We start from the raw sequence: 23,617 nt of genomic DNA, 5'->3' as shown, positions 1-23,617 counted from the left end.
AAGGAATAACGAACCACCGGGGGAGAGCCGCGAGTGAGACGGGAGGTGTCGTGGGGGTATGTGCGCGCGCAGGACCGCCGCTGGGTGCCGTGAACTGACGGTCCAGGGCAATCGCGCCGGCCGAGCACGTACATACCCCCGCGACACCGACCCACCCACCCCAGCAAAGGCGGCCCTGCGGCGGCCCTGCGGCGGCCCTGCGGCGGCACCTCACTCGCCGGCGAGCGCCGCGCGGGTCAGGGGGACGGTTCCGAAGTCCAGGTGATGCGCGGGGGTACGACTCGGGCGCACAGGGGGTTGCCGCGGCCGTCGGTCAGGCCCAGGCGGCCTACCAGGAGGCCCTGGCGTGCGGCGGTGGTGAGTACCTCGGCCGGGACGGCGTCCAGCATCAGCTTGGCGCGTCGGAACATCGTGAAGTCGCCCGGTCCGTCGACCGTGCCCCACGACAGGTAGACGAAACGGCCGCCTGGGCGTCCCTGCACGTACGGGCCCCTGACGTCGACGGGTGTCGCGCCCGCCGGATCCGCCGCGCCGGCGGTGGTGGTGCACTCCAGGGTCCAGGTGGCGGTTGCGGCGTCGCCGGGCTGCGGATCGAGCAACTCGGCCGGGCGGTTGCGGCGCTGCACGGCGACGTGGATGTTGGCGTAGCCCTGGGTGCCGAAGTCCGTGGCGGGACCGGCGCCGCAGGTGCGGCCGGGGAGGTCGGTGGCGTCGATGCGGATGCGCATGAGGGTCATCATGCGCCTGGGTGGGGGCGGTGCCGGTCGTTCGGGGTGCGTTCTGCGGTGTCCGGATCGTCGGTCGGTCCGTGGGTGGCTGATGGTGTGCGTGCGGCGAAGCCGTACAGCCGCGCGCCTTCGTCCCATTGACGGTCCCCCGGGCCCGTGTTACTCACTTGGATGCAGGGATTGGACTAGACCTAGCTCCCCTCGACCACGAGCGCCAAAGGACCCCCACCATGCCGTTCCGCTCGAAAGTTCTGACCGTTGCCGCCGGTGCCGGACTCGCTGCCATGTTCGCTCTCCTGAGCAGTACCAGCGCCGACGCCGCCGACCCGACGAAGCCGCCGGGCGGCAACTTCGACCTGGGGATCTGGCAGCTCCAGGAGCCGGTCGGGTCGCCGGGGTCGCCGACCACCATTTCGTCGTCCCGGTTGGAGGGCGGGTTCGAGGACTCGTACTTCTACACCGACGACCGGGACGGCGCGATGGTCTTCTGGGCGCCGGAGAAGGGCGTCACCACGCCGAACTCCAACTACGCGCGCTCCGAGCTGCGGGAGATGAACCGCGACGGCAGCGCGGCGAACTGGTCGCTCAGCGGGAACCACAAGCTCAGCGCCACGCTGCGGGTGATCTCCGTGACGAAGAACGTCTGTGTCGGGCAGATCCACCTCGGTTCCGGTGGCTCGTCCACCAAGCCGCTGATCGAGCTGTACTACCACTCCAACGGTGACATCGTCGCCGGTACGGAGAACTCGCCCGACGGCGGCCAGACCACGCACACCGTGGGCAACGTGTCGATCGGCAAGACGTGGACCTACACGATCGCGGTCTCCGGCGGCCACACCATCGACCTGACCGTCAACGGCAGCACCACGCACTACTCGATCCCGTCGTCCTTCGACCCGTACAAGCAGTACTTCAAGGCCGGGTCGTACAACCAGTCGTCGTCGGACAGCACGACGAACGGCGCGCGGGTCGGGTTCTACGGGCTGACCGTCTCGCACAGCGGCTGACGCGCCGTCCGCCCGGTGAGGGCGCGGCGTCGGGCGTCAGCCGGCCGCGTCCTCCTTGGCGTCGGCGCCCTGCGTCACCTCTGCGACGGGGGCGCTCTCCAGGCCGTGGATGACCCTCTCCAGGTCGGCGATGCGGTCGGCCAGCGCCGGCGTGGTGGCGTCGTTGTCCCTGAGGAGGGCCTCAAGCTGCATGAGCCGCCAGGTGATCTCGGTGAGCCGTTCCGTGAGACCCGCGCCCTCGCCCTGGTCGGTGAGGAGCAGCCGGCGCAGTTGCTCGGCCTGCACGGCGAGCTGGCGGTTCTTGCGGTGCAGCTCCAGGAAGACGTTGACCTTGGTGCGCAGCACCCATGGGTCGATGGGCTTGGCAAGGAAGTCCGCGGCGCCCACGGCGTATCCCCGGTAGGCGTAGTCGGGGTCGACGTCGCGGCCGGTCAGCAGGATGATCGGGACGTCCTTGGTCTGGTCGAGGCGCTTGATGTTGCTCGCGGTCTCGAAGCCGTCCATGCCCGGCATCAGGATGTCCAGCAGGACGACGGCGAACTCCTGGCGCAGCATCGCCTTCAGCGCTTCCTCGCCGGAGTGGGCGAACACCACGCGCTGGCCGAGTGGCCCGAGCACCGCCGCCAGCGCGACCAGGTTCTCCTCCATGTCGTCGACGATGAGGATGCTCGACCGATCCGGGATCGGAGGGGATGCGGGGGGTGGTGTGGTCATGCGGAACGTCCTCGTGGTGCGGGCCCGCCATCGTCGGGTGGCGGGTGCTGCTGCTCCTGCTCGCGTCGGGTCGCCTCGCGGAGCTGCTCCCTGGTGAGGGCCTCCTCCCTGGGCCGGGTGGTCTGCCAACCGGGTGAGTCTTCGCCGGGGGAGGAGCGGCCGCTGGGCTGTTGGCCGGCGGAGGCGGGTTCCGTGGTGGCCGGCTCGACGTCGGGGGTCTGCTGGCCGGCGGCGGCGATCTGCCCGTCGTCGCGTGCTTCGAGCTCGTCGTAGATGGCCGCCAGCAACTCGTCGACGTTCACCGGTTTCGGCACGTAGCCGTTCGCGCCGGCCTCGATCGCCTTCTCCCGGTCGCCGGGCATGGCCTTGGCCGTGAGCGCGATGATCGGCAGGCCGGCCAGCCGCGGGGTGCCCCGTATGGTGCGGATCGCCTCGTAGCCGTCGACCTCCGGCATCATGATGTCCATCAGCACCAGCGAGATCTCCGGCGAGCGGTCCAGCACCTGGAAGCCCTCCCGGCCGTTCTCGGCGTACTTCACGCTGATGCCGACGCGGCCCAGCATGTGGGTGAGGGCGAAGACGGTGCGTATGTCGTCGTCGACGATGAGGATGTGCCGCCCGGTCAGCACGCGGCCGGCGGGTCCGCTGAGCCACTGCTTCAGCCGGGTCGTCTCGGGCCAGATGTCCTCCCGGTCCCGGTCGCCGTGCAACTGCGGCATCGGCCACTCGGCGGGCTCGGGTCGGGTGGCGGGGGCCTCCGGCCCGGCCGCCGCCGTGGCCGGGGGGCCCGCCGCCGTGTCCGGCCGGGGCCGGGGCTCCACCTTCCCGGGCGCGGGTGCCGTCGCTTCCGGCGTGGCCGGAGTGCCGGGTGTCCCGGATGTCTCGGGCGCCGCGCTCTCCGGCGGGGTGGCCTCCGCACTCTCCGGCTCGGTGTCCGCAGCGGCGCGGTCCGCGCGCGTGCCGCCTTCCGGCAGTACGGGCGGGGTGCCGGCGGACGCGAGCACATGGTCGTCGGGGGCGCCGTCACGGGGGGCCGCTTCCGGCTCCCGGTGGCTGGACGGTGCGCCGGCCACCGCGCGGTTCCCGTCGGTGCGCGCACCCGCGCCCTGCTCCACAAGACGGTCGATGTCGACATCGCTGAGCTGCGGTGTCGCGCTGCCCGATGCGGCCGCCAGTGCGACGCTGGGCAGCTGCGCCGGCACGTAGAGGGTGAAGCGGGAGCCGGTGCCCACCTCGCTCTCGGCGTCGATCCGGCCACCGAGCAGGCCGGCTATCTCACGGCTGATGGACAGGCCCAGGCCGGTGCCGCCGTACTTGCGGTTGGTGGTGCCCTCGGACTGCTGGAACGCCTCGAACACCACGGACAGCTTCTCGGCGGGGATGCCGATGCCGGTGTCCTTCACGGCGAACGCGACGACCGTATCCGCCTCGCGCAGCGTCATCTCCTCGAAGTCCTCCTGCGCTTCCGCCGGCACCCGTTCGACACGCAGTTCGACGCCGCCGGTGTTGGTGAACTTCACGGCGTTGGACAGCAGGTTGCGCAGTACCTGCTGGATGCGTTGCTCGTCGGAGTACAGCTCGCGCGGCACGTTCTCGCCGACCGCGATGTCGAAGCCCAGACCGCGGTCGATGGTCAGCGGCCGGAAGGTGGCGTGCACGTAGTCGAGCAGCTTGGTCAGCGGCACCTTCGTGGGGTGGACGTCCATCCGGCCCGCCTCGACCTTCGACAGGTCCAGGATGTCGTTGATCAGTTGCAGCAGGTCCGAGCCGGAGCTGTAGATGGTGCTGGCGAAGTCGACCTCCTGGTCGGAGAGCCGCCCGTCGGGGTTGTCGGCCAGCAGCCGGGCGAGGATCAGCAGCGAGTTCAGCGGGGTGCGCAGCTCGTGCGACATGTTGGCCAGGAACTCCGACTTGTACTGCGACGAGGTGGCCAGCAGGGCGGCCTTCTCCTCCAGTTCGGCGTTGGAGCGCTGGAGCTCGTCGGAGCGCTTGCGCAGCTCCGAGGTGAGCCGCTGGGACTCGGACAGCAGCGCCTCGGTGCGGGCGTTGGCGAGGATGGTGTTGAACGAGACGCCGATGGTGTGCGCGAACTGGTCGACGAAGGTGAGCTGGATCTCGTTGAACTTGCGGAACGAGGCCAGTTCGATGACGCCCAGCAGGCGGTCCTCGAAGAGGATCGGCAGGATGAGGATGCTGGACGCCGGCGACGAGCCCAGACCGGACTCGACGGTGACGTAGTCAGGTGGGGCGTCCTCGATGAGGATGCGCTCCTTCTGCCGGACGGCCTGCGCGATCAGCCCGCGCAGCGGGGACTCCGACTGGAGGTCCTCACGGCCGCGCCCGCCGATCCCGTAGTCCGCGAGCAGTTCCAGGCCCTCGCCCGGCTCCGCCGTGTAGTCGACCAGGAAGAACACCTCGGAGTGCGCGTTCACCAGCGGGGCCAGTTCGCGCAGGATCAGGTCGGCGACCTCCACCAGGTCCCGGTGCCCCTGCATCAGGCCCGCGATACGGGTCAGGTTGGACTCCAGCCAGTCCTTGGTGCGGGTGGTCTCCCGCAGGTTGGACACCATGCGGTTGACGTTGTCCTTCAGGTCGGCCACCTCGCCCTGGGCCTCCACCGTGATGGAGCGGGACATGTCGCCCTTGGCCACCGCGCTGGCGACCTCGCCGATGGCGCGGACCTGGGTCGTCAGGTTCAGGGCCAGTTCGTTGACGCCGGTGGTCAGCCGCTTCCAGTTGCCGGACACGCCCTCGACCCGTGCCTGGCCACCGAGGATGCCCTCGCTGCCGACCTCGCGTGCCACGCGGGTGACCTCGTCGGCGAAGTCGCGCAGCTGCTGGACCATGCTGTTGACGGTGGTCTTGAGCTCCAGGATCTCGCCGCGTGCGTCGACGTCGATCCGCTTGGAGAGGTCGCCGTTGGCGACGGCGGTGGTCACCTGGGCGATGTTGCGGACTTGGGAGGTGAGGTTGGACGCCATGAAGTTGACGTTGTCGGTGAGGTCCTTCCACACGCCGTAGACGCCGTGCACCTGGGCCCGGCCGCCGAGGATGCCCTCGGTGCCGACCTCGCGTGCCACGCGGGTGACCTCGTCGGCGAAGTCGCGCAGCTGCTGGACCATGCTGTTGACGGTGGTCTTGAGTTCGAGGATCTCGCCGCGTGCGTCGACGTCGATCTTCTTGGAGAGGTCGCCGTTGGCGACGGCGGTGGTCACCTGGGCGATGTTGCGGACCTGGGAGGTGAGGTTGGACGCCATGAAGTTGACGTTGTCGGTGAGGTCCTTCCAGACGCCGGAGACGTCGCGTACCTGCGCCTGGCCGCCGAGGTTCCCGTCGGTGCCGACCTCGCGTGCCACGCGGGTGACCTCGTCGGCGAACGCCGACAGCTGGTCCACCATCGTGTTGAGGGTGGTCTTGAGTTCGAGGATCTCGCCGCGTGCGTCGACGTCGATCTTCTTGGAGAGGTCGCCGTTGGCGACGGCCGTGGCGACCTGGGCGATGTTGCGGACCTGGGAGGTGAGGTTGGACGCCATGAAGTTGACGTTGTCGGTGAGGTCTTTCCAGACGCCGGAGACGTCGCGTACCTGCGCCTGACCGCCGAGGATGCCGTCGGTGCCGACCTCGCGTGCCACGCGGGTGACCTCGTCCGCGAACGCCGACAGCTGGTCCACCATGGTGTTCACGGTGCTCATCAGCTGCCGGATCTCGCCCTTGGCCTCCACCGTGACCTTCTGGCTGAAGTCCCCGCGGCCGACGGCGGTGGTCACCTGGGCGATGTTGCGGACCTGGGTGGTCAGGTTGGACGCCATGAAGTTGACGTTGTTGGTCAGGTCTTTCCAGACGCCGGAGACGTCGCGTACCTGCGCCTGACCGCCGAGGATGCCCTCGGTGCCGACCTCGCGTGCGACGCGGGTGACCTCGTCCGCGAACGCCGACAGCTGGTCCACCATCGTGTTCACCGTGAGCTTCAGCTCCAGCAGCTCACCGGCGGTCTCCACGGTGACCTTGCGGGTCAGGTCGCCGCTCGCCACCGCCGTGGTCACCGCCGCGATGTCGCGGACCTGCTGGGTGAGCCGGAAGGCCATGGTGTTGACGGCCTCGGTCACGCCGCGCCACGACCCGGACAGGCCCTGCACGCTGGCCCGACCGCCCAGCCGTCCCTCGGTGCCGACCTCGTGCGCGACCCGCATCACCTCGCCGGTGAACGAGGAGAGGCGGTTGACCACGCCGTTCAGCGCCAGGGCCAGACTGCGCAGGTCGCCGTGGAGCTGCCGGGTGCCGACGCGTAGCTCCATGTGCTGGCTGAGATCGCCCTCGGCCACCGCCTCCAGCACCCGCGTGGCGTTCGTCATCGGCAGGGCGAGCGCCTCGGCCAGCTCGTTCGCTTCTTTGACGGTCTCCGCCCAGGCGCCCTGACCGGGGCTGGCCGTAATCCGCTCGTCGAGCGAACCCGTCCTGTTCACGGTGTCGCGCACCCGCCGCATCTCCGATGCCAGGTGCGCGTTGCGGGCGGCGACGCGGTTGATCGACCCGGCCATCTGCCCCAGCACACCGTCACCGTCCTCGGCCACCCGCACGGAGAAATCCCCGTCACACAACGACTGGAGAGCTCCGAGAAGCGGCCGCAAGTCGGCCGTGCGCACGGACTGCGTGTCCTGGTCCTGCATAACGACCAATCCCTGCGAATTCCATGATCGTGGCCCTGCTACAGGTGCATTACGCGTGCTTTTGCCCACTATAGTGATGTTTACGTAGTTCGTTCGAACCGGGAGTGCGAACCAGGTGTCCGAACGAGGAGGGTGTTGTGCAGGCCGTCCCCTCTGACCAGGGAGGATCCGGCTCGCGCCTGGCGCTGCGAGCGAATCAGCTCGCGCCCTCCCGGGCCCGTTCCTTCGTACACGCCGTGATCACGGAGCAGTACCTGCCGGCCGGCGGCACGCCGCCCGACGCCGGGTCCGGCGCGCTGCCCGGCACCCTGACCGGTGGCCCGCCCGGCACCGGCACCGGCACCCGCACCGGCTTCAGGGCGGGGACCGAGGCCGGGCTCAGGACCGGCAGCCGGACCGTCGCCAGGACCCGCACCCCGACCGAGCGCCTGGCCGACGACGCCGCCCTGCTCGTGGGCGAGCTGACGACGAACGCCCTCATCCACGCCGGCACGCCGATGGTCGTGATCTGCGAGGTGGAGCACGCGCCCGGTCCCGACGGCATCCCGACGGGCGCACGGATCGAGGTGGTGGACCGGCAGCCGGCGGCCATGGTGCCCGGCGGCTCTGACGGCCCCGGCCGCGGGCGCGGCCTCGGACTCCAGATCGTCACCTCGGTGGCCGACGCATGGGGCGTGACCTACCGGCGCGGCGAGAAGGCGGTCTGGTGCCGGGTGCCGGTCTCCGCCTCCGACACGGCACCGGCACCCGCCGGCCGCCTCAACGCCGCCCTGTACCGGCAACTGGAAGCCACCGAGGTGGCACAGCCGCAGGCGCGCGTCGAGTACCACGGCTCCGCGGCGCGCGCCGACCACGGCGGCGGCACCTTCCTCGCCGAGGCCAGCGAGCTCCTCTCCGGACAGCTCGACGAACGCATGGTCGCCGCCCTGGCCAGCCAGCTCATGGTGCCCCGGCTCGCCGACTGGTGCGCCGTGTGGCTCCTGAGCGAGACCGGTGACCGGCGGCTCGCCAGCGTCTGGCACGCCGACGAGCAGCTCATCGCCGCGCTCCGCCGCGACCTGGAGCCCGAACCGCCGCCCGTCGAGCCGTGGAGCGCGGGCATGCCCTGGCCCTGGCCGGAAGGCGCCGACGCCGAGGGCGGCGGCTCCGCGCTGGCGTTCTCCCTGATGTCGGGCGGCGTCTGCCACGGCACGCTGCTGATCGGCCGGGCCGGCCCACCGGAGATCACCGACACGGTGGCCCGCACGGTGGAGGACGTCTCACGCCGGGTGGCGCAGGCGCTGGTCACGGCGCGCCAGTACACCCGCCAGACCAGCATCAGCCGGGCCCTGCAACGCCGCCAGCTGCCCTCGTCCCTCGGCTCCCTGCCCGGCGTGGAGTCGGCGATCGTCTACGAGCCGCACGCCAGCGGCCAGACCGTCGGCGGCGACTTCTACGATCTCTTCCCCACCGGCGACGGCCGCTGGTGCTTCCTGCTGGGCGACGTCCAGGGCAAGGACGTCGAGGCGATGTCCGTGACCGGTCTGACCCGGCACCTGGTGCGGCTGCTGGCCCGCCAGGGGCACGGCGTCGAGTCGGTGCTCGGCTGGCTGAACGCGGTCATGGCGGAGGACGCCGCCGAGGCGGTCAGCACCGCGGGCGAGGCCGCCCGGCCACGGTTCTTGAGCATGGTCTACGGGGAGCTGGTGCCCGACCCGCAGGTCGGCGGCGCCCAGTGCACCCTCGCCAGCGCCGGCCATCCGCTGCCGCTCCAGATGTCCGCAGCGGGCGACGTCACTTCCGTGTCCCGCCCGCAGCTGCTGCTCGGCATCGACGAGGACACCGACTTCTTCGCCGACTCCTTCCACCTGGCACCCGGCGAGACGCTGCTGTGCGTGACCGACGGGGTGACCGAACGGCGCCACGGCCGGCACCTCCTCGACGACCACGACGGGCTCGCCCACATCCTCGCGGACTGCGCCGGAATGGGAGCCATGGCCGTGGCGGAACGCGTCCGCCAGGCCACGCACGACTTCAGCCCCGAGCCGGTCGAGGACGACCTGGCGGTGGTGGTGCTGCACGCGGCGCAGATCGACGCGTGAAGGACCCGTCAACCCAACTGGTCCCTGAGTTCCCGGAGGCTGACGGACCCCGGCTTGAGCTTCTCCCGCGCGGCACGGCGTGCGAGGGCGGCGAGCCGTGCGTTGACCGGTGCGGAGCGCCCGATCCGGCGGGCGATCAGGGCGATCTCACCGTTCAGATAACTGGTCTCGATCGTGCCGGTGCCGCGGACCAGCGACTGCCAGGTGGAGCCGCCGAGGCGGTCCGGTTCCCCGGGGACCGGCGTGGGGGAGAAACCCCGCCGGGCCTCCTCCTCTTCCCCGTCGTCGGTGAACGGGATACCGGCCGCCGCGAGAATCCCGCGTGCCTCGGCCTCCGCCGCGTGGAGCAGGTCGTCGGCGCCGGAGGTGTCCCCGAGCAGAGCCTGGAGGACGTTGCCGAGATTGGTCAGCAGTTTGCGGTACTTCCACCGCATCACGTCATCGGCGGGCACCACCCGGCAGCCGGCCTTGTCCCACTGCCGGCGGACCCCGCCCAGCAGGTCGGCGTCGTCGTCCGGGGCGGGCGAGACGCCGTAGCGCCCGACGTGGAAGATGCCCCGCAGCGGGGCACAGCGGACGATCACCTCCCCGGGCTCGATCAGCACCGCCGGGAACCACACGCACACGGCGAAGACCCGGTCGAAGTACCGCAGCGCGATCTCCTCACCGGTCACCCCGTTCAGCGCGGTGCAGATCGGCAACAGCTCGCCGGCACGCCCGGCGACCGCACCGGCACCGTCGTACACCGGCAGATCCGCCCACTGCTCGACCGCGGCCTCTGCCTGCTGCGTCTTGGTCGTGAGCACGAGCACGTCGTCGACGGTCAACCGGACCTGCTCCGGGGCGGTCACGATCGGCACGTCCAACGTGAAAGCGGTGTCGGGGCATCGCACCCGCAGCCCGTCGTGGGCCATCGCCCGCGCATGCTCCCCACGCGCCGCCAGCAGCACGTCGGTCCCCTGCCGCGCCAGCAGCCCCCCAAGCCCGCTGCCGACCGCTCCTGCCCCCACGAACACGTATCGCGTCATGCCCTCATCATCGTTGATTGCCCGGTACACCCATAATCCGCCCTCGGTGGCTCGGTCCGCGTTCCCGGTGGTCACCCCGGCGGTCGACGGGCACGAAGCGGACCGGTAGGCCGGGGGCCGCCTGGGCGGCGGCGGCCAGTGCGCGTTCGGGCACCACGCCGATCACCGGATAGCCGCCGGTGGTCGGGCCGTCGGCGAGGAAGACCAGGGGTCTGCCGTCCGGCGGCACCTGGACCGCCCCCACCACCATTCCCTCGCTGGGCAGTTCCCCGTGCACGGCGCGCTCCAGCACCGGCCCGTCGGTGCGCAGCCCGATACGGTTGCTGTTCGGCGAGACGGAGAACGCGGCAGCGGACAGGGTGCGCAACGCGGCCGCGGTGAACCAGTCGTCACGCGGCCCGAGCAGCACGGGCAGCACCAGCTCATCCGGCGGCCCCGGCCAGTACACCGTGTCGGCGTGGCGCGGCCGGCCCGCCGGCGCACCCAGCGGCAGCACGTCGCCGTCTCGGAGCGGAGCGGGCCCCAGCCCGGACAGCACGTCCGTGGAGCGGCTGCCGAGCACCGGGGCGACCGCGATGCCTCCCCGTACGGCGATGTAACTCCGCAGGCCACCGGCGGCGCGACCGACATCGAGCAGCGCACCGGCCGGCACCCGCACCGCGCCCGCCCACGCCGCCGGCCGGCCGTCCACCCGGACCGCCGCCGGTGCGCCGGTGACGGCCACGGTCGTGGCGCGCCGCACGCGCAGCGCCACCCCGGTCAGGGTGGTCTCCAACGTCGCCGCACCGGCGGGGTTGCCCACCAACCGGTTCGCCAGCCGGTGGGCCGGCAGGTCGAGCGCCCCGGAACGCGGTACGCCCAGGCTCGCGTACCCGGCACGCCCGAGGTCCTGGACGGTGGTCAGGGCGCCGGCCCGCACGACTTCGAGGGCGTTGGCGGATGCGTCGGGGGCGTGGGGTGCCGGCGTCGGCGCCGGCTCGGCGATCCTGCCAGGTGCCGGGACGGTGCCGCCGGTCATGAGGTGCCCTGGCGGACGGGTGCGGGAGGCTGCTCGGCGGTGCGCTCCCGCGGGAGGACGGGGACGGATGGGACGCCCGGAGGCGGAACGATCGGGACGAAACGCACCCGTGTGCCGGGCGTCAGCAGCGCGGCAGGCTCCCGTTCCAGATCCCACAAGCACACGTCGGTGGTGCCGATCAGCTGCCAGCCGCCGGGTGAGGCCCGCGGATAGACACCGGTGTAGGGCCCGGCGACCGCCACCGACCCGGCCGGCACCGAGGTGCGCGGTGCGGCCCGGCGCGGCACGTGGTGCCGCTCGTCGAGCCCGGTCAGGTAGCCGAACCCGGGAGCGAACCCGCAGAACGCGACGCGGTGCTCGACCCCGCTGTGCACCCGCACGGCCTCGTCCTCGCTCACCCCCCACAGCCGCGCGACGTCCCGCAGGTCGGGACCGTCGTAGCGGACCGGAACCTCCAGCAGGGGGCCACGGTCGGACACGGGCGGCGGCGGAGACCACCGGCTCAACTCGGCACCGACCGCCGCCACGTCGCGCACCCCGTACAGCAGAACCGTCCGGTCCCCGGGCACGATCTCGCGCACCGACGACACCGCTCCCGCACCCGCGGCACGGCGGCGCAGGATCTCGGCATGCCACGCCTGGGCGTCCTCGGGTGAGTCGAGCTCGACGAGCAGCGCGTCATCGCCGACCGGCAGCTGTCTCATACGAACGCCGCCACATGGACGCCGGCACCTTCCAGGGCCGCCCGCACCCGCTTGGCCAGCTCGACGGCGCCCGGGGTGTCGCCGTGCAGGCACAGCGAACGCGCCCGTACGGACACCGCGCTGCCGTCCAGCGCGGTGGTGCGCCCCTCGCACGCGAACGCGACCGCGCGCGTGGCGACCTGGTCGGGATCGGTGAGCACCGCGCCCGGCGTGCCGCGTGGCACCAGGGTCCCGGCCGCCGTGTAGGAACGGTCGGCGAACGCCTCCGGCACCACGCCGAGCCCGACCCGCCCGGCCTCCCGCAACAGGGCCGAGCCGGGCAGGCCGAGCACGGGGAGCCCGGCGCCCGCCAGCCGGACGCCCGCCACCACGGCGGCGGCCTGCTGCTCGTCGGACACCACCCGGTTGTACAGCGCACCGTGCGGCTTCACGTAGGCCACCGTGGCGCCGGCGGCACGGGCGAAGACGTCGAGCGCACCGATCTGGTAGGCGATCTCGTCGGCGAGCTCGTCCGCGGGCACGTCCATGGCGCGCCGCCCGAACCCGGCGAGGTCCCGGTAGGACACCTGCGCCCCGATCCGCACGCCGCGCCGGGCCGCGAGGTCGCAGACCCGGCGCATGATGCTCGGATCCCCCGCGTGGAAACCGCAGGCCACGTTGGCGCTGGTCACCACGGACAGCATCGCCTCGTCATCGGTGAGCTCCCACCGCCCGAACCCTTCGCCCAGATCGGCGTTGAGGTCGAGCACGGTCCCGCCGCCCGCCGGGCGCGTCGCCCGCTCGACCGCGGGCTGGGCCGTGCTCTCGATCGTGCTCTCGCCCGCCTGGCCCGGCACCGCGGGCGTCGCCGTTTCCGTCGCCTCGTACGCCTTCTGGGCCTCGTGCGCCTCCTGCGCCGCCTGGTCTGTTACGGCCATGTCCGCTTCCGGTCCCTCCGACGCGTCGACTCCGGGTGCGGCATGCATCGCCCACCCGGCGCCGCCGACATCGTGACGGCAGACTTCAACGTAGAGGATCGTTCAACAATCCCACAAGGTCGCCGTCGGATGGGCGGGCCCCGGTCCGACAGGGCCCAGGTGGGCGCCAGGCCAGGGCAGGCCAGGGCCGGGTCAGTGCCAGGTCGGGGCCCGGGTCGGCGCCAGGCCTACTCTCCCTCTCCGGACCGCGGCAGATGCCCCTTGGCCTCGTCGTAGCCGGCACTGCCGGGCGCTTCGGCCGGGCCGTAGACCAGGTTCAACACGCCGGTCGTGAACGCCTCGGACGAGATCAAGCGAAGCGGAATCGCGCTCTCGCCGCCGTCTCCACCGTCGCTTTCGTCGAACAGGCGCATCCCCTTGCGCACGGCGATCGGGTGGACCAGCAGATGCAGCTCGTCCAGCAGCCCGGCGGCCAGCAACTGCCGGACGACGGATACCGAGCCGCTGAGGCCGATGGTCCCGCCCGCCGTCTCCTTCAGGCTGGTGACGGTCGCCACGAGATCACCCTGGAGCTGCTCCGAGTTCCGCCAGCCGAACTCGAGCTTCTGCCGCGACACCACGATCTTGCGGGCGTCCCCCAGCACCTTGGCGAACCCGGCGTCCTCACCCCCCGCCGCCTCCCGCTCCGGCCAGGCCCCCGCGAAGCTGTCGTACGTCTTCCGCCCGAAGAGCAGGGTGTCCGCCGACCCGAGTGCCGCGTTGACGGCGGCGCCCATCTCGTCGTTGAAGTAGGGGAAGTGCCACTGGTCGGGCGCCTCCACGACACCGTCCAGCGCGATGAACAGACTGGCGACGATCTTCCGCATGATGTCCTCCGGGTCCGGGGTGGTCGGTCGACGACCGCTGTGTGTGTCAGACCCGGGGAGCGGGAGGAACTCATCGGTCGTGGCCTCGGTCGTAGCCGTGGGCATCGGACGGTCTGCCCCCGATCACGCAGCGACGTGCGCCCTCACACCTTCCTGACGGCGATCCGCTGGGGGACCAGCCGCTCCAGGTCGTCGACGTCCGAGGTGAACACGGTGACGTTGCCCTTCTGCCGGCGTGCGATCACGGCGAGCACGGCGCCGATCGCGTATTTGTGACCGCGCAACCCGGCTTCGGCCAGGAGCCGGCGAGCCTGCCGGGCCTCGTCCTTTCCGACGTCGGCAACGCTCATGCGGGAGAGGATCCAGTCCCAGCGCTGCTCGGTGGTCCGCCCGTCGTACGCCTCGACGAGCGTCATCGGGGACGTGATCACGTCGGCCTTCCCCTGGGCCGCCAGACCGAGCCTGGCGATCGTCATCCGATCGCCACGCACCGCGAGCGACAGGGCCTCGCAGTCGAGGACGTAGACCGGGAGCGGGGACCCCGGAGCGTCCGGAGCATCACTCTGCTTCTTCACGCAGCCGTCCCGATGCTGCCGCTCTCCGCGCGCCGTCGCGCGTGCTCGGCATCGAGCTCCGCCAGCTCCTTCAGCGCGGTGGCGTGCTCGTCCTCGGTGACCGGCCCGTGTTCGTCCTCCAGCCAGCCGACCAGCTCCAGGAGCCGGTCCCGGTCCCGCTTGAGACGCAGCGCCTCCGTGACGTAAGCGGAAAGGCCCCGTTCGGTCGTCTCCGGACGGATCTCGTCCAGCCTGGAAGGGTGGCCGAGGCCTACCGCCCGTGGCCGGTGTTTCAGCAGGCCTGACGCACGTGTTCCCTGTCCCGGCAGTCGCGGCACCGTCCGGGCGCCGCGGCGCGGAACGCCCGATCGCATCCGTCGCAGGTGTGGAGGGGGAGGACGGTCTGTCTGTGCTTGGGCTGCGCAACGGGGCGCGGCGCGGCCAGGGGAACGTCCCTGAGTCGGAAGCCGAGGATGCCTGCCGGGCGCGCCAGGAGGCGGTCCGGAAGTCCGGTGGTGAGCTGTTCGGTGATCTGTGCCGGCGACACGCCTGCCGCGAGCCACTGGCTGACGGAGGGGGCAAGCCGTGTGGCCTCCCGTCCCGACAGGACCAGACGCGGATCGACGTGATGTAAGGAGGTGAGGATGGCGACTGCTGGGGGATCGGCGTCGGCCGCGTCCGGCGTGTCGGCCATCTCCGGCGCGTCGGTCGCTTGCGGTGCATGGGCCGCTTCCGGCGCGACCGTTGCGGCGGAGGCGACGGCGCAGGATGCGGAAGGGGGGAAAGTGGCGGAGGCGGCGGACGTGGGGGAAGCGGCGGAGGCGGAAGCGGAGTTCGCGGTGGGGAGCCTGGCCGGCTCGGCGTGGTGGTCACCGGGCCGGCGTCGGGGCCTCGGCGGTTCCGGAGGTTCCGGCGGTTCCGGCGGCTCCGGAGGCCCGTCCGACTCGCCGTCCGGTGCGTCCGGCACGTCCGGCACGTCCGGCACGTCTGGCGTGTTCGGCGCGTCCGGCGCGTCCGGCGCGTTCGGTACGTCGTAGAAATATGTTCGGGTCCGGATTCGCCCGGTGGACGTCCGCTCGCGGCGGCGCTCCAGGAAGCCGGCCCGTTCCAGCTCCCTGAGCGCTCGCGATATCAGGATCTCGCCCTCGGTGAAGTGCGCGCAGAGCGCGGCGATGCTCACGGGAGAGCCGTCCGGCAGGGAGAGGATGTACGCGGCGACGCCGACCGTGACCGCGCTGCCGCGGCGCTGCGCCAGGGCGTTGGCGAGGACGGTGAAGTCGGCGGTGAGTCGGGTGCGTACGTGGATCACGCCGGAGGTCGGAGCTCCAGCGGTGGTGCGCGGGCGCGCGTTAGACTGCGGGTCAGCCATCGGGAGGTTTGTCTCCTGATTGGTGGGGCCGATCAGGAGGTTTGTCTCCTGATTGGTGGGGCCGATCAGGAGGTTCGTCTCCTGATCGGTGAGGCCCTCGTTCGGGATGCCAGTCCCGGCCGGGGGCCGCATTTGTCTGCGGTTGTCGCGGTGAACGTAATCATCCGTGACGTTCCGTTGCAAACTGGTCACTCGTACGGGTGAAGTGCACGTCAGGCACACGTCAGGCGCACGGTGGGTGGGTGGGCGGGTAGTTCTTTACTCCGGTTCTTTAAGGAGCCCCGTGGCCCACCGGACCCTCGCGGACAAGGTGCCGGCGGCACCGGCGCGGCGGGGGCCGTGTTCCTGGGTCCCGATGACGGCGATGATGTCGGTCATGACGTTGTCGACGGCTTTCACGAAGTTGTTCGGTGTGCGGCATCCCGTCGCACTGGCGCCCATGGGCGGGTCCGCCGGGGGCGCGCTGGCGGCGGCCGTCTCGCAGGGCGGCGGACTCGGGTTGCTCGGCGCCACGAAGGGGGACCCGGAGTGGCTGGCCCGCGAGGTGCCCGTGGTCAGGCAGGGCACCGACAGGCCATGGGGGATCGGCCTGTGGACCTGGGCGATCGACGTCGCTGCCGTCGAGCGTGCCCTGGAGTGCCAACCCAGGGCGGTGCTGCTGTCCTTCGGGGACCCGAGCCCGTTCACCGAACGCATCCGCCGGGCAGGCGCGACACTGATCCTCCAGGTCACCGACATGACGGAAGCAAGGCAGGCGGTGGACCTGGGCGCGGACGTCATCGTGGCGCAGGGCACGGAGAGCGGTGGGCACGGGGCCCGGCACGGACGCTCGACCCTGCCGTTCGTGCCGGCGGTGGTCGACCTGGCGGCACCGACCCCGGTACTGGCGGCAGGTGGGATCGCCGACGGCCGCGGGCTGGCGGCCGCCCTGGCCCTGGGAGCGGAGGGAGCGCTCATCGGAACGCGCTTTCAGGCCACCGCCGAAGCGCTGGTCGACCCGTCGATCACCACCGCGATCGTCGAGGGACGCGGGCAGGACACCGAGCGCAACCGCGTCCTGGACATCGCCCGAGGGGCCAGCTGGCCCTCCCGGTACACCGCCCGGACCCTGGGGCATCGCTACCTCGATCGATGGCGGGGACGGGAGGCGGAACTCGCCGCTGATCGGCAGGCCCAGCGGGACTACCAGGACGACGTGGCACGGGGCGAGGTGCCGCCCCTGCCGGTGTGGGCCGGCGAGGCCGTCGACCTCATCACCGACCTGCCACCCGCCGCGGACCTCGTCACCGCCCTGGCCGCGCAGGCTGAGGACGCCTTGACCCGAGTGACCCGAGCGGGAAAGGGTTAGAAAGACCGTAACCACGTCCAAGGCACGATCGCAGCGTGACCGCTCTTGACGCTCGATGAACTCCGCCGCGTGGCCGGAAGCCATCTACCGCCGGACGTCGCCCGGCGCTGGCTCGGGCTCATGCGCCCCGGCCGGCAACTCGAATCCGGCCCCGACGAAGGCCCGGTCGTGGGCCGGCCCGCCCGGTCGTGGGCCGGCTCGGCGGACTGACTGCCGGAACCCGCGCCCCACGGAAGGCGACCCACCATGACCGTCCAGCAGGATCAGCAGCACGGCACCACCGTCACTGTCACCGCCGCCGTCAGTGCCACGGCTGTCACCAGTACCGACGAACCCGAGTTGCTGGACCTCCCCGACCTCCCGGAAGCGCGGGAGTCCATCGAGGCCGAGCGTGCGCACCGCAAGCGTCAACTGGCCATCGCCTTCCGGATCTTCGCGCGGTACGGCTTCGACGAGGGCATCGCGGGCCACGTCACCGCCCGCGATCCGGAGTTCCCGCAGCGCTTCTGGGTCAATCCGTACGCCGTCCACTTCTCCCGCATCAAGGTGAGCGACCTCCTCCTCATCGACGAGACGGGCAAGGTCGTGGAGGGGGAACGCCGTACCAACAAGGCGGCCTTCTGGATCCACTCCTCGGTGCACCACGCCCGCCCGGACGTCGCGGCCGTCGCTCACGCGCACACCATCCACGGCCGGGCCTTCGCCACCCTGGACAAGCTGCTCGACCCGATCATCCAGGAGAGCTGCGCCTTCTACGGCGACCATGTCCTCTTCGACGAGTACAAAGGGCTGGTCCTGGAACGGTCGGAGGGCGAGGCCATCGCGAGGAAGCTCGGCGAGAAGCGTGCGGCCATCCTGCGCCACCACGGCCTGCTCACCGTCGGCCGCTCCATCGAGGAGGCCGTCTGGTGGTTCATCGCCATGGACCGCGCCTGCCAGATGCAGCTACTAGCCGACGCCGCCGGCAGCCCACGCCTCATGCCCGACGAGGAAGCCACCCTGGCCCACCGCCAGTTCGGCAACGCGAACATGGCGCGGCACAACTTCACCCTCCTCGCCGACCTGGTCATGGAGCAGGAGCCTGACGTGCTCGACTGAGCGCTGATCACGTTTGGTTGCTACCTGCTACCTGCTACCTGCTACCTGTCGTTACGCTTGCTTGCTTGTCGTTACTCGCCGATTTCCTCGAGGTCGGCGGGGGTGGTGCCGGGCGGCCCGAGTACGACGTCGCCGAGTTCAGCGGTCACCGCCATGAACAACTCCCCGTCGAGTTCCGTCTCGGGTGTGGCCAGGTGGAGGGGCGTCCCGGCCCGGGCTATCAGCTCGGCGAACCCGGCGGGCGAGGAGATGTTGAGCGCACGGGCGCCCTCGGGCCCGGACTTGATCGCGTGCGGTACGTGCAGGGGGACCGTGAAGAAGTCACCGGAGCGCAGGGTCACGGTGTCCGGACCGGCCCACACGGTCAACGAGCCCGAGACCACCCACAGGCGCTCCTCGTACCGCGTGTGCAGGTGCAGAGGGGTCGCCGACCCCGCGGGCATCACGGAGTCGGTGAGATCGTGCCGCCCGTCGGTCTCCTCCCCGGACGTGAGAATGCTGACGCGTAGCTCCTGGCCCAGGACGTACTGGCGGTCCTGCGGGCGGTCCTGCCGGTGGTTCTGCGGGGGGTCCTGCGGGCGGTCCTGCGGGCCGGTGGGGAACGTGAAGTGGCTCATGGTGCACGGCTCCTGATGACGGGGTGACGGTGACGGTCCTGCCGGGAGGAGGGCTCCTCATGGAGGACGGCTCCTGGGGAGGAACGGATCCTGGGGAGGGGCGGATCCTGAGGAGTGGGCGGCTTCCTGAATGGGGTTCGTCCGTCATTGCTCTCCGGCGAGCCGGCGTTGTTCGAGGTAGATGCCGGTGAAGACGGCGACTTTGGCGCGCAGGACCCAGGGGTCGAACGGTTTGCCGATGTAGTCGACCGCGCCGGCGGCGTAACCCCGGGCGGAGTGTTCGGGATCCGTGCCCATCGCGGTGAGGAAGATGATGGGGACGTCGTGGGTGCGAGGACGTCGTTTGATGTGCGCCGCGGTCTCGTAACCGTCCATGTCGGGCATTTGCACGTCCATGATGATCACGGCGAAGTCGTCGTGGTCGAGGAGCGCCTTGAGGGCGTCACGCCCCGAGGAGACCGCGACCAGCTCCTGGTCGAGGGTGGCAAGGACGGCGGTCATGGCCAGCAGGTTGTCAGGCTGGTCGTCCACGATGAGGACCTTGGGCATGGCCGGCGGGAACGACCGCGCCACGCCAGCCGGGGCTACCTGCTCAACCTGTACCACTCCTTCGACATCTTCCGCTCCTTCCGCCGGGCTCCCCTGACTCACCCGGGACACCGGGTTCATCCGGTTCATCCGGTTCACCGGGTTCACCGGGTTCACCGGGCTCACCTGCTTTACCTCTTCCACCGCCTCAAGTTGGCGCTCCAGCAAGGCGCAGCGCTGTTCGGCCTCGTCCCGCTGCCGCTGCGCTTCGTGCAGTTGGGTGGAGAGCCGGGTGACCTCGTCCTGGAGCTGATCGCGTTCGTGGAGCAGTTCGGAGACGTCGGGGTTGGCTGCGGCCAGCCGTTCGGCTCGTTGCCGCTCCGCGCTCCATTCGGCTTCCAGCTGGTTCAGGCGCACTTCCAGGTCGGCAATGCGGTGCTTGCGGTCCAGGAGCGCATCACCCAGGGCGTCACCGCGTGCGGTGGAACGGCGCGAGACACGATCGGCCTCGGCGAGCTGCTGCTCGAGCACCTCGACCGCGTGACGAGGCGAGGAACTGGTGCGGACCGCCGCCAGGTGCAGACGGCGTACCAGCTCGATGGCCTCGGGGGTGGCGGCCAAGCCACGGTGCTCGGCGACGTCGGTGAACAGGTCCGTGATCACTTCCCACGGGGGGACGCGGGTGCCGCCGAGATAGCGGGAGAAGGTCCCGGCGTCCCGTATGCGCCTGGCCGCGTAGCGGCGTACCGAGATCTCCAGCGCCTCGAACAGCTCGCGCAGCGCCATGGCCAGCGCCCGGGACTCCGGTGCCAGGTCATCGGCGAGGGGGCGCAACTCACCCACGGGTACCCCCGCCGTTCGTCCGCCCTGCCGTCTGTCCTGTCGCTCGCCCTGTCGCTCGCCCTGTCGTCCGTCGTGCGGTCTGTCCTGTCGCTCGTCCGGCCGTTCGCCCTGTGGGCCCGTCCGGTCCGTTGGCGGTGACTGGTCCGTTGTCGGTGGGATCCGGGGCTATCAGCTGGTTGAACACCGGCACCGCCCCGCCCGCAGCAGCGAGTCCGCAGAGCACCCCACTCGCCATCCCGCCACCGGCCGCCTGCACCGACAACAAGCCGGCCCCCACACCGGCCAGGGCTCCGAGTAACAGCACCAGAGCCGCCCTGACCGACACGAGCGAACGATCCATCACACCTGTCCTTCCTGATCCGGCCAACCGGCCAACGGCCGACCGGCCAACCGGCCAACGGCCGACCGGCCAACCGGCCAAGGGGCTGACCGGCTGACCGACTGACCGGCACGGCGCGCCCCCGATGGGCCCGCCTTGCGGTGGGCCACACAATGACGTCAGGTGGCCCCGTTGCACCGGGCATTTCGAAAAGCGGCAACGTCCAGTGACCGTTGCCATCGCACCCGGAACCTCGCAACGCCGCGTATATGCAGGTCAGGGGCGTGCCGTAGACAGGTGTTGCGCCAACGCCCGCGCAGTTCCGCATCGCCCTCAGCGCACTGTTGCCCTCGGAGCGCTATCGCCCTCGGAGCGCTATCGCCCTCGGAGCGCTGTCGCCCTCGGATGCCCTCGGAGCACTGTGGACACTGCGGAAGCGGTGTCGGCGTCCTGGGTCAGCCTCCTCGGCTCACATCGCGGCATCCAGTCGTTCCCGCTGCCCGGCGGTCAGTTCCAGGGCCACGCCCGCGATCGCCTCGTCCAGCTGCTCGACCGAACTGACGCCGACGATCGGGATGGCGGCCGGTTTTCCCCCGGTCAGCCATGCCAGCACCACTCGGTTCCGGTTCGTGCCGGTCTCGTCGGCCACCTCGTCGAGCGCAGCGAGGCGGCGGGCGGTGCCGGGATGGTCGTACTCCGCCGGCAGCGGCTTGTCCGCGCGGGTGTAGCGACCGGTCAGGAGCGGCGAGTACGCTCACAGCGCCATGTCCGGATGGTGCTCCAGGTAGTGGAGCACCTCGTCGGTGACCGCACCGAACCGGTGCACCACGGACGGCTGGGTCGCGGGACGCGGTTGCAGGTACGTGTGGTGCTGCTGCACCGCGGTGAACCCCGCGCCACCCAAGGACCGCGCGATCTGCCGTGCCCGCTCGACCTGCCAGACGGGGTAGTTGGAGCAGCCGAGGCGACCGACCGAACCCGCGGACACCAGCGCGTCGAACGCGGCCACCGTCTCTTCCAGCGGAGTGAGGGGGTCGGGCTTGTGGGCCCAGTACAGCTCGAGGTGGTCGGTGCCGAGCCGGCGGAGACTGCCTTCGATTCCGCTCTTGACGGCCCCGGCCGACAGTCCCTCGGCCGTCTCCGGGAACCGCCCGGCCTCGGTCGGCTCGCAGCCCACCTTGGTGCTGATCTTGACGCGGTCACGGACTCCCGGACGGCCGGCCAGCCAGCGCCCCAACACCGTCTCGCTCTGCCCGCCGAAGCCGCTCGGGTCCGCCCAGAAGGCGTAACAGTTCGCGGTGTCGATCCAGACGCCTCCGGCGTCCACGAAATGGTCCAGGATCCCGAACGATCGGCGCTCGTCCACGACCGTGCCGAAGAGCATGGCACCCAGTGCAAGGTTCTCCATCATGCCCAGCACGGTAGGCGGATTCGGATCGGCGTTACGCTCCAATCTTGTGCCGTTTTCCCAGACCAATTCCCGCGCCAGTGTGGAGACCCGGGAGACCCGGGAGACCCGGGAGAACCCGGGGACCTCGGAGACCCCGAGGACCCCGGAGCCGGCGGAGACCGCGGAGGCGACGAAGACCGCGGAGCCCTCGGAGGCGGTGGAGACCCAAGGGACGCTGGAGGCGACGGAATCCTCGGAGGCAACGGAGGCAACGGAGGCAACGGAGGCGACGGAGGCGACGGAGGCGACGGAGACCCCGGAGACCCCGGAGACCGCGCGGGCGGCAACCAGTCACGCCTGGGCGACGTTGCTGGACATCGGCCCTCCGGCGGGTGGCCGGCGCCGTCTGCATGATCGCCTGGCCCACGCGTTGCGCGCCGCCATCCGGGAGGGCCGGCTGGCGGAGGGCGACGCCGTGCCACCGAGCCGGGCGCTCGCCGAACAGCTCGGCTGCTCACGGTGGGTCGTGACGGAGGCGTACGGGCAGCTCATCGCGGAGGGCTACCTCTCTGCCCGGGCGGGTTCGGCCACCCGCGTCGCATGGTCGCCGGACGGAACGCCACCGCAGCCTCGCGCCAGACGTGCGCCGGCGCACCCCCCGATCCGGTACGACCTGGCGCCGGGCCTGCCCGACCTGCGGGCATTCCCGCGGCGCCGCTGGGCGGACGCGGTGCGCGCGGTCGCCGGCTCGGCCGTCCACTATGACCTCGGCCTGCCCGACCCGGCCGGGCATCCGGTACTGCGCACCACCGTGGCGCAGTACCTGAGGCGCTCGCGCGGTGCGGACGCGCACCCCGAGTCGGTGTCCGTGTGCGCGGGCGTCACCGACGCTCTGGTACGCACCTGCCGAGCGCTACGCGCCGAGGGAATCGTCGACCTGGCCGTGGAACACCCGGGTTGGGGACGGTTGCGGGACGCCGCCCTGACCGCCGGCCTTCGGGTGCACGCCGTGCCCGTCGACCAGGACGGCCTCCGCGTCGACGACCTCGCGCGCACGACGGCCCGGGCCGTCGTCGTCGGTGCAGCCCATCAGTTCCCGACCGGAACGATGCTCTCCCCGGCCCGCCGGGCACACCTGGTGCGCTGGGCCCGCGAGGTGGACGGCTTCGTCATCGAGGACGACTACGACGCCGAGTTCCGCTACGACCACCACCCCGTCGCCGTCATGCAGGGCATGGATCCCGGGCGGGTCTACCTCCTCGGCTCGGTCAGCAAGACGCTGTCACCGGCCCTCGGGCTGGGCTGGCTGGTCGCGCCCGGCACGATGACCCGGGCGCTCCGGGCGGCGAACCCCGTCGCCACCGCGCCACCGGTACTGGACCAGCTCGCGCTCGCCACCTTCATCGACCGCGGCTGGTACGACGCCCACCTGCGCGCGGCACGGCGCCGCTTCCGCACCCGCCGCGACCTGCTGATCCGGACGCTCGGCAGCCAAGTGCCGCAGGGCCGGATAGCCGGCACCGCCGCGGGGCTGCACATCCTGCTCCACCTCCCCGACGGCACCGACACCCACGGCGCGGTCCGGGCCGCGGCCGCCGCCGGCCTGCGCCTGGCAGACCTCGACGACTACCGAACGAACCCCTCGACGCAGCGCGCGCTCGTCCTCGGATACGGCAACATCACCGACACCGAGATCCCCCCGGCCGTCACGCTCCTCGCCGCAACGCTGCGCCGGCCGGCGCGGGCCCCGAGCGCTCCCTCGGCCTGATCCTCCGGCAGACGCAGACGCAGACGCAGACGCAGACGCAGACGCAGGGGCGG

Annotated in this window: 19 protein-coding genes and 1 pseudogene; 6 read left to right on the top strand and 14 right to left on the bottom strand. The window is 71.4% G+C overall.

Features of this window, described 5'->3' with window-relative positions:
* Positions 1-236: 236 nt before the first annotated feature.
* Positions 237-728: a DUF5990 family protein gene (locus tag NQO67_RS29640; protein ID WP_255953371.1), complete on the bottom strand. Its 492-nt coding sequence runs from the start codon at positions 726-728 to the stop codon at positions 237-239.
* A gap of 284 nt (positions 729-1,012) precedes the next feature.
* Between NQO67_RS29640 and NQO67_RS29635 the strand changes: the two genes are divergently transcribed.
* Positions 1,013-1,735, top strand: coding sequence for a polysaccharide lyase family 7 protein (locus tag NQO67_RS29635; RefSeq protein WP_255953400.1), 723 nt, complete (start codon positions 1,013-1,015; stop codon positions 1,733-1,735).
* 36 nt (positions 1,736-1,771) lie between these two features.
* Here NQO67_RS29635 and NQO67_RS29630 read toward each other — a convergent pair whose 3' ends face one another.
* Together NQO67_RS29630 and NQO67_RS29625 are read right to left on the bottom strand one after the other, a co-directional pair.
* Positions 1,772-2,449, bottom strand: coding sequence for a response regulator (locus NQO67_RS29630; protein WP_255953370.1), 678 nt, complete (start codon positions 2,447-2,449; stop codon positions 1,772-1,774).
* Positions 2,446-7,116 (bottom strand): HAMP domain-containing protein, encoded by a 4,671-nt coding sequence (locus tag NQO67_RS29625; protein ID WP_255953369.1) that lies wholly within the window; start codon positions 7,114-7,116, stop codon positions 2,446-2,448. Before NQO67_RS29625 ends, NQO67_RS29630 begins: the two co-directional genes overlap by 4 nt.
* Positions 7,117-7,352: 236 nt before the next feature.
* Here NQO67_RS29625 and NQO67_RS29620 point away from each other — a divergent pair, with 236 nt between their 5' ends.
* Positions 7,353-9,197: a SpoIIE family protein phosphatase gene (locus tag NQO67_RS29620; protein ID WP_374119189.1), complete on the top strand. Its 1,845-nt coding sequence runs from the start codon at positions 7,353-7,355 to the stop codon at positions 9,195-9,197.
* Positions 9,198-9,205: 8 nt separating this feature from the next.
* On the opposite strand, the gene NQO67_RS29615 is transcribed toward NQO67_RS29620, so the two are convergent.
* The 8 genes from NQO67_RS29615 to NQO67_RS29580 all read right to left on the bottom strand — a co-directional run bounded on the left by NQO67_RS29615 (position 9,206) and on the right by NQO67_RS29580 (position 15,653).
* Positions 9,206-10,225, bottom strand: coding sequence for a ketopantoate reductase family protein (locus NQO67_RS29615; RefSeq protein WP_255953368.1), 1,020 nt, complete (start codon positions 10,223-10,225; stop codon positions 9,206-9,208).
* Positions 10,226-10,232: 7 nt separating this feature from the next.
* The gene (locus NQO67_RS29610) at positions 10,233-11,243 is read right to left on the bottom strand and encodes a 5-oxoprolinase subunit C family protein (RefSeq protein ID WP_255953367.1); all 1,011 of its coding nucleotides are present in this window, start codon (positions 11,241-11,243) and stop codon (positions 10,233-10,235) included.
* On the bottom strand, positions 11,240-11,947 hold the full coding sequence (pxpB, locus tag NQO67_RS29605; protein ID WP_255953366.1) for a 5-oxoprolinase subunit PxpB: 708 nt from the start codon (positions 11,945-11,947) through the stop codon (positions 11,240-11,242). Before pxpB ends, NQO67_RS29610 begins: the two co-directional genes overlap by 4 nt.
* Positions 11,944-12,696 (bottom strand): LamB/YcsF family protein, encoded by a 753-nt coding sequence (locus NQO67_RS29600; RefSeq protein ID WP_255953398.1) that lies wholly within the window; start codon positions 12,694-12,696, stop codon positions 11,944-11,946. The genes pxpB and NQO67_RS29600 overlap by 4 nt, the downstream gene beginning before the upstream one ends.
* A 395-nt stretch (positions 12,697-13,091) precedes the next feature.
* Complete coding sequence (locus NQO67_RS29595; protein ID WP_255953365.1) at positions 13,092-13,730, bottom strand: dihydrofolate reductase family protein; 639 nt, start codon at positions 13,728-13,730, stop codon at positions 13,092-13,094.
* A gap of 143 nt (positions 13,731-13,873) precedes the next feature.
* Positions 13,874-14,305 carry a hypothetical protein gene (locus NQO67_RS29590; RefSeq protein WP_255953364.1) on the bottom strand — a complete coding sequence of 144 codons (432 nt, stop codon included), beginning with the start codon at positions 14,303-14,305 and terminating at the stop codon, positions 13,874-13,876.
* Positions 14,302-14,580: a CopG family transcriptional regulator gene (locus NQO67_RS29585; protein WP_255953397.1), complete on the bottom strand. Its 279-nt coding sequence runs from the start codon at positions 14,578-14,580 to the stop codon at positions 14,302-14,304. The genes NQO67_RS29590 and NQO67_RS29585 overlap by 4 nt, the downstream gene beginning before the upstream one ends.
* The gene (locus tag NQO67_RS29580; RefSeq protein WP_255953363.1) at positions 14,577-15,653 is read right to left on the bottom strand and encodes a hypothetical protein; all 1,077 of its coding nucleotides are present in this window, start codon (positions 15,651-15,653) and stop codon (positions 14,577-14,579) included. The genes NQO67_RS29585 and NQO67_RS29580 overlap by 4 nt, the downstream gene beginning before the upstream one ends.
* Positions 15,654-16,029: 376 nt before the next feature.
* On the opposite strand from NQO67_RS29580, the gene NQO67_RS29575 reads away from it, so the two are divergent.
* Genes NQO67_RS29575 through NQO67_RS29565 form a run of 3 tightly spaced genes read left to right on the top strand, consistent with a single transcriptional unit; the run spans position 16,030 to position 18,099 of the window.
* Positions 16,030-17,001, top strand: a complete 972-nt coding sequence (locus NQO67_RS29575) for an NAD(P)H-dependent flavin oxidoreductase (protein WP_255953362.1) — start codon at positions 16,030-16,032, stop codon at positions 16,999-17,001.
* Positions 17,002-17,046: 45 nt separating this feature from the next.
* Positions 17,047-17,211, top strand: a complete 165-nt coding sequence (locus tag NQO67_RS29570) for a hypothetical protein (RefSeq protein ID WP_255953361.1) — start codon at positions 17,047-17,049, stop codon at positions 17,209-17,211.
* A gap of 36 nt (positions 17,212-17,247) precedes the next feature.
* Positions 17,248-18,099: a class II aldolase/adducin family protein gene (locus tag NQO67_RS29565; RefSeq protein WP_255953360.1), complete on the top strand. Its 852-nt coding sequence runs from the start codon at positions 17,248-17,250 to the stop codon at positions 18,097-18,099.
* Between the two features lie 71 nt (positions 18,100-18,170).
* On the opposite strand, the gene NQO67_RS29560 is transcribed toward NQO67_RS29565, so the two are convergent.
* The 3 genes and pseudogenes from NQO67_RS29560 to NQO67_RS29550 form a co-directional block, all read right to left on the bottom strand.
* Entirely contained in the window at positions 18,171-18,716 is a 546-nt protein-coding gene (locus tag NQO67_RS29560) for a cupin domain-containing protein (protein ID WP_255953359.1), read from the bottom strand.
* A 144-nt stretch (positions 18,717-18,860) separates the two neighbouring features.
* Positions 18,861-20,087, bottom strand: coding sequence for a response regulator (locus NQO67_RS29555; protein ID WP_255953358.1), 1,227 nt, complete (start codon positions 20,085-20,087; stop codon positions 18,861-18,863).
* A 788-nt stretch (positions 20,088-20,875) separates the two neighbouring features.
* Positions 20,876-21,817 (bottom strand): annotated as a pseudogene (locus tag NQO67_RS29550) (aldo/keto reductase).
* A gap of 46 nt (positions 21,818-21,863) precedes the next feature.
* Between NQO67_RS29550 and pdxR the strand changes: the two are divergent.
* Entirely contained in the window at positions 21,864-23,564 is a 1,701-nt protein-coding gene (gene pdxR, locus NQO67_RS29545) for a MocR-like pyridoxine biosynthesis transcription factor PdxR (protein WP_255953357.1), read from the top strand.
* Positions 23,565-23,617 lie beyond the last annotated feature (53 nt).

The sequence above is a fragment of the Streptomyces odontomachi genome, from assembly GCF_024435355.1.
GTDB lineage: Bacteria > Actinomycetota > Actinomycetes > Streptomycetales > Streptomycetaceae > Streptomyces > Streptomyces odontomachi.
Note: the sequence above shows the minus strand (reverse complement) of the source record. Positions and strands in the feature narration are given on the sequence as shown.

Excerpts from the sequence above, each read along its gene's own strand:
- NQO67_RS29615 (WP_255953368.1), bottom strand. The coding sequence starts at position 10,225 with ATGACGCGATACGTGTTCGTGGGGGCAGGAGCGGTCGGCAGCGGGCTT.
- NQO67_RS29595 (WP_255953365.1), bottom strand. The coding sequence starts at position 13,730 with ATGCGGAAGATCGTCGCCAGTCTGTTCATCGCGCTGGACGGTGTCGTG.
- NQO67_RS29635 (WP_255953400.1), top strand. The coding sequence starts at position 1,013 with ATGTTCGCTCTCCTGAGCAGTACCAGCGCCGACGCCGCCGACCCGACG.
- NQO67_RS29565 (WP_255953360.1), top strand. The coding sequence starts at position 17,248 with ATGACCGTCCAGCAGGATCAGCAGCACGGCACCACCGTCACTGTCACC.
- NQO67_RS29560 (WP_255953359.1), bottom strand. The coding sequence starts at position 18,716 with ATGAGCCACTTCACGTTCCCCACCGGCCCGCAGGACCGCCCGCAGGAC.
- NQO67_RS29610 (WP_255953367.1), bottom strand. The coding sequence starts at position 11,243 with ATGACCGGCGGCACCGTCCCGGCACCTGGCAGGATCGCCGAGCCGGCG.
- NQO67_RS29630 (WP_255953370.1), bottom strand. The coding sequence starts at position 2,449 with ATGACCACACCACCCCCCGCATCCCCTCCGATCCCGGATCGGTCGAGC.
- NQO67_RS29575 (WP_255953362.1), top strand. The coding sequence starts at position 16,030 with ATGACGTTGTCGACGGCTTTCACGAAGTTGTTCGGTGTGCGGCATCCC.
- NQO67_RS29640 (WP_255953371.1), bottom strand. The coding sequence starts at position 728 with ATGCGCATCCGCATCGACGCCACCGACCTCCCCGGCCGCACCTGCGGC.
- pxpB (WP_255953366.1), bottom strand. The coding sequence starts at position 11,947 with ATGAGACAGCTGCCGGTCGGCGATGACGCGCTGCTCGTCGAGCTCGAC.
- NQO67_RS29625 (WP_255953369.1), bottom strand. The coding sequence starts at position 7,116 with ATGCAGGACCAGGACACGCAGTCCGTGCGCACGGCCGACTTGCGGCCG.
- NQO67_RS29580 (WP_255953363.1), bottom strand. The coding sequence starts at position 15,653 with ATGGCTGACCCGCAGTCTAACGCGCGCCCGCGCACCACCGCTGGAGCT.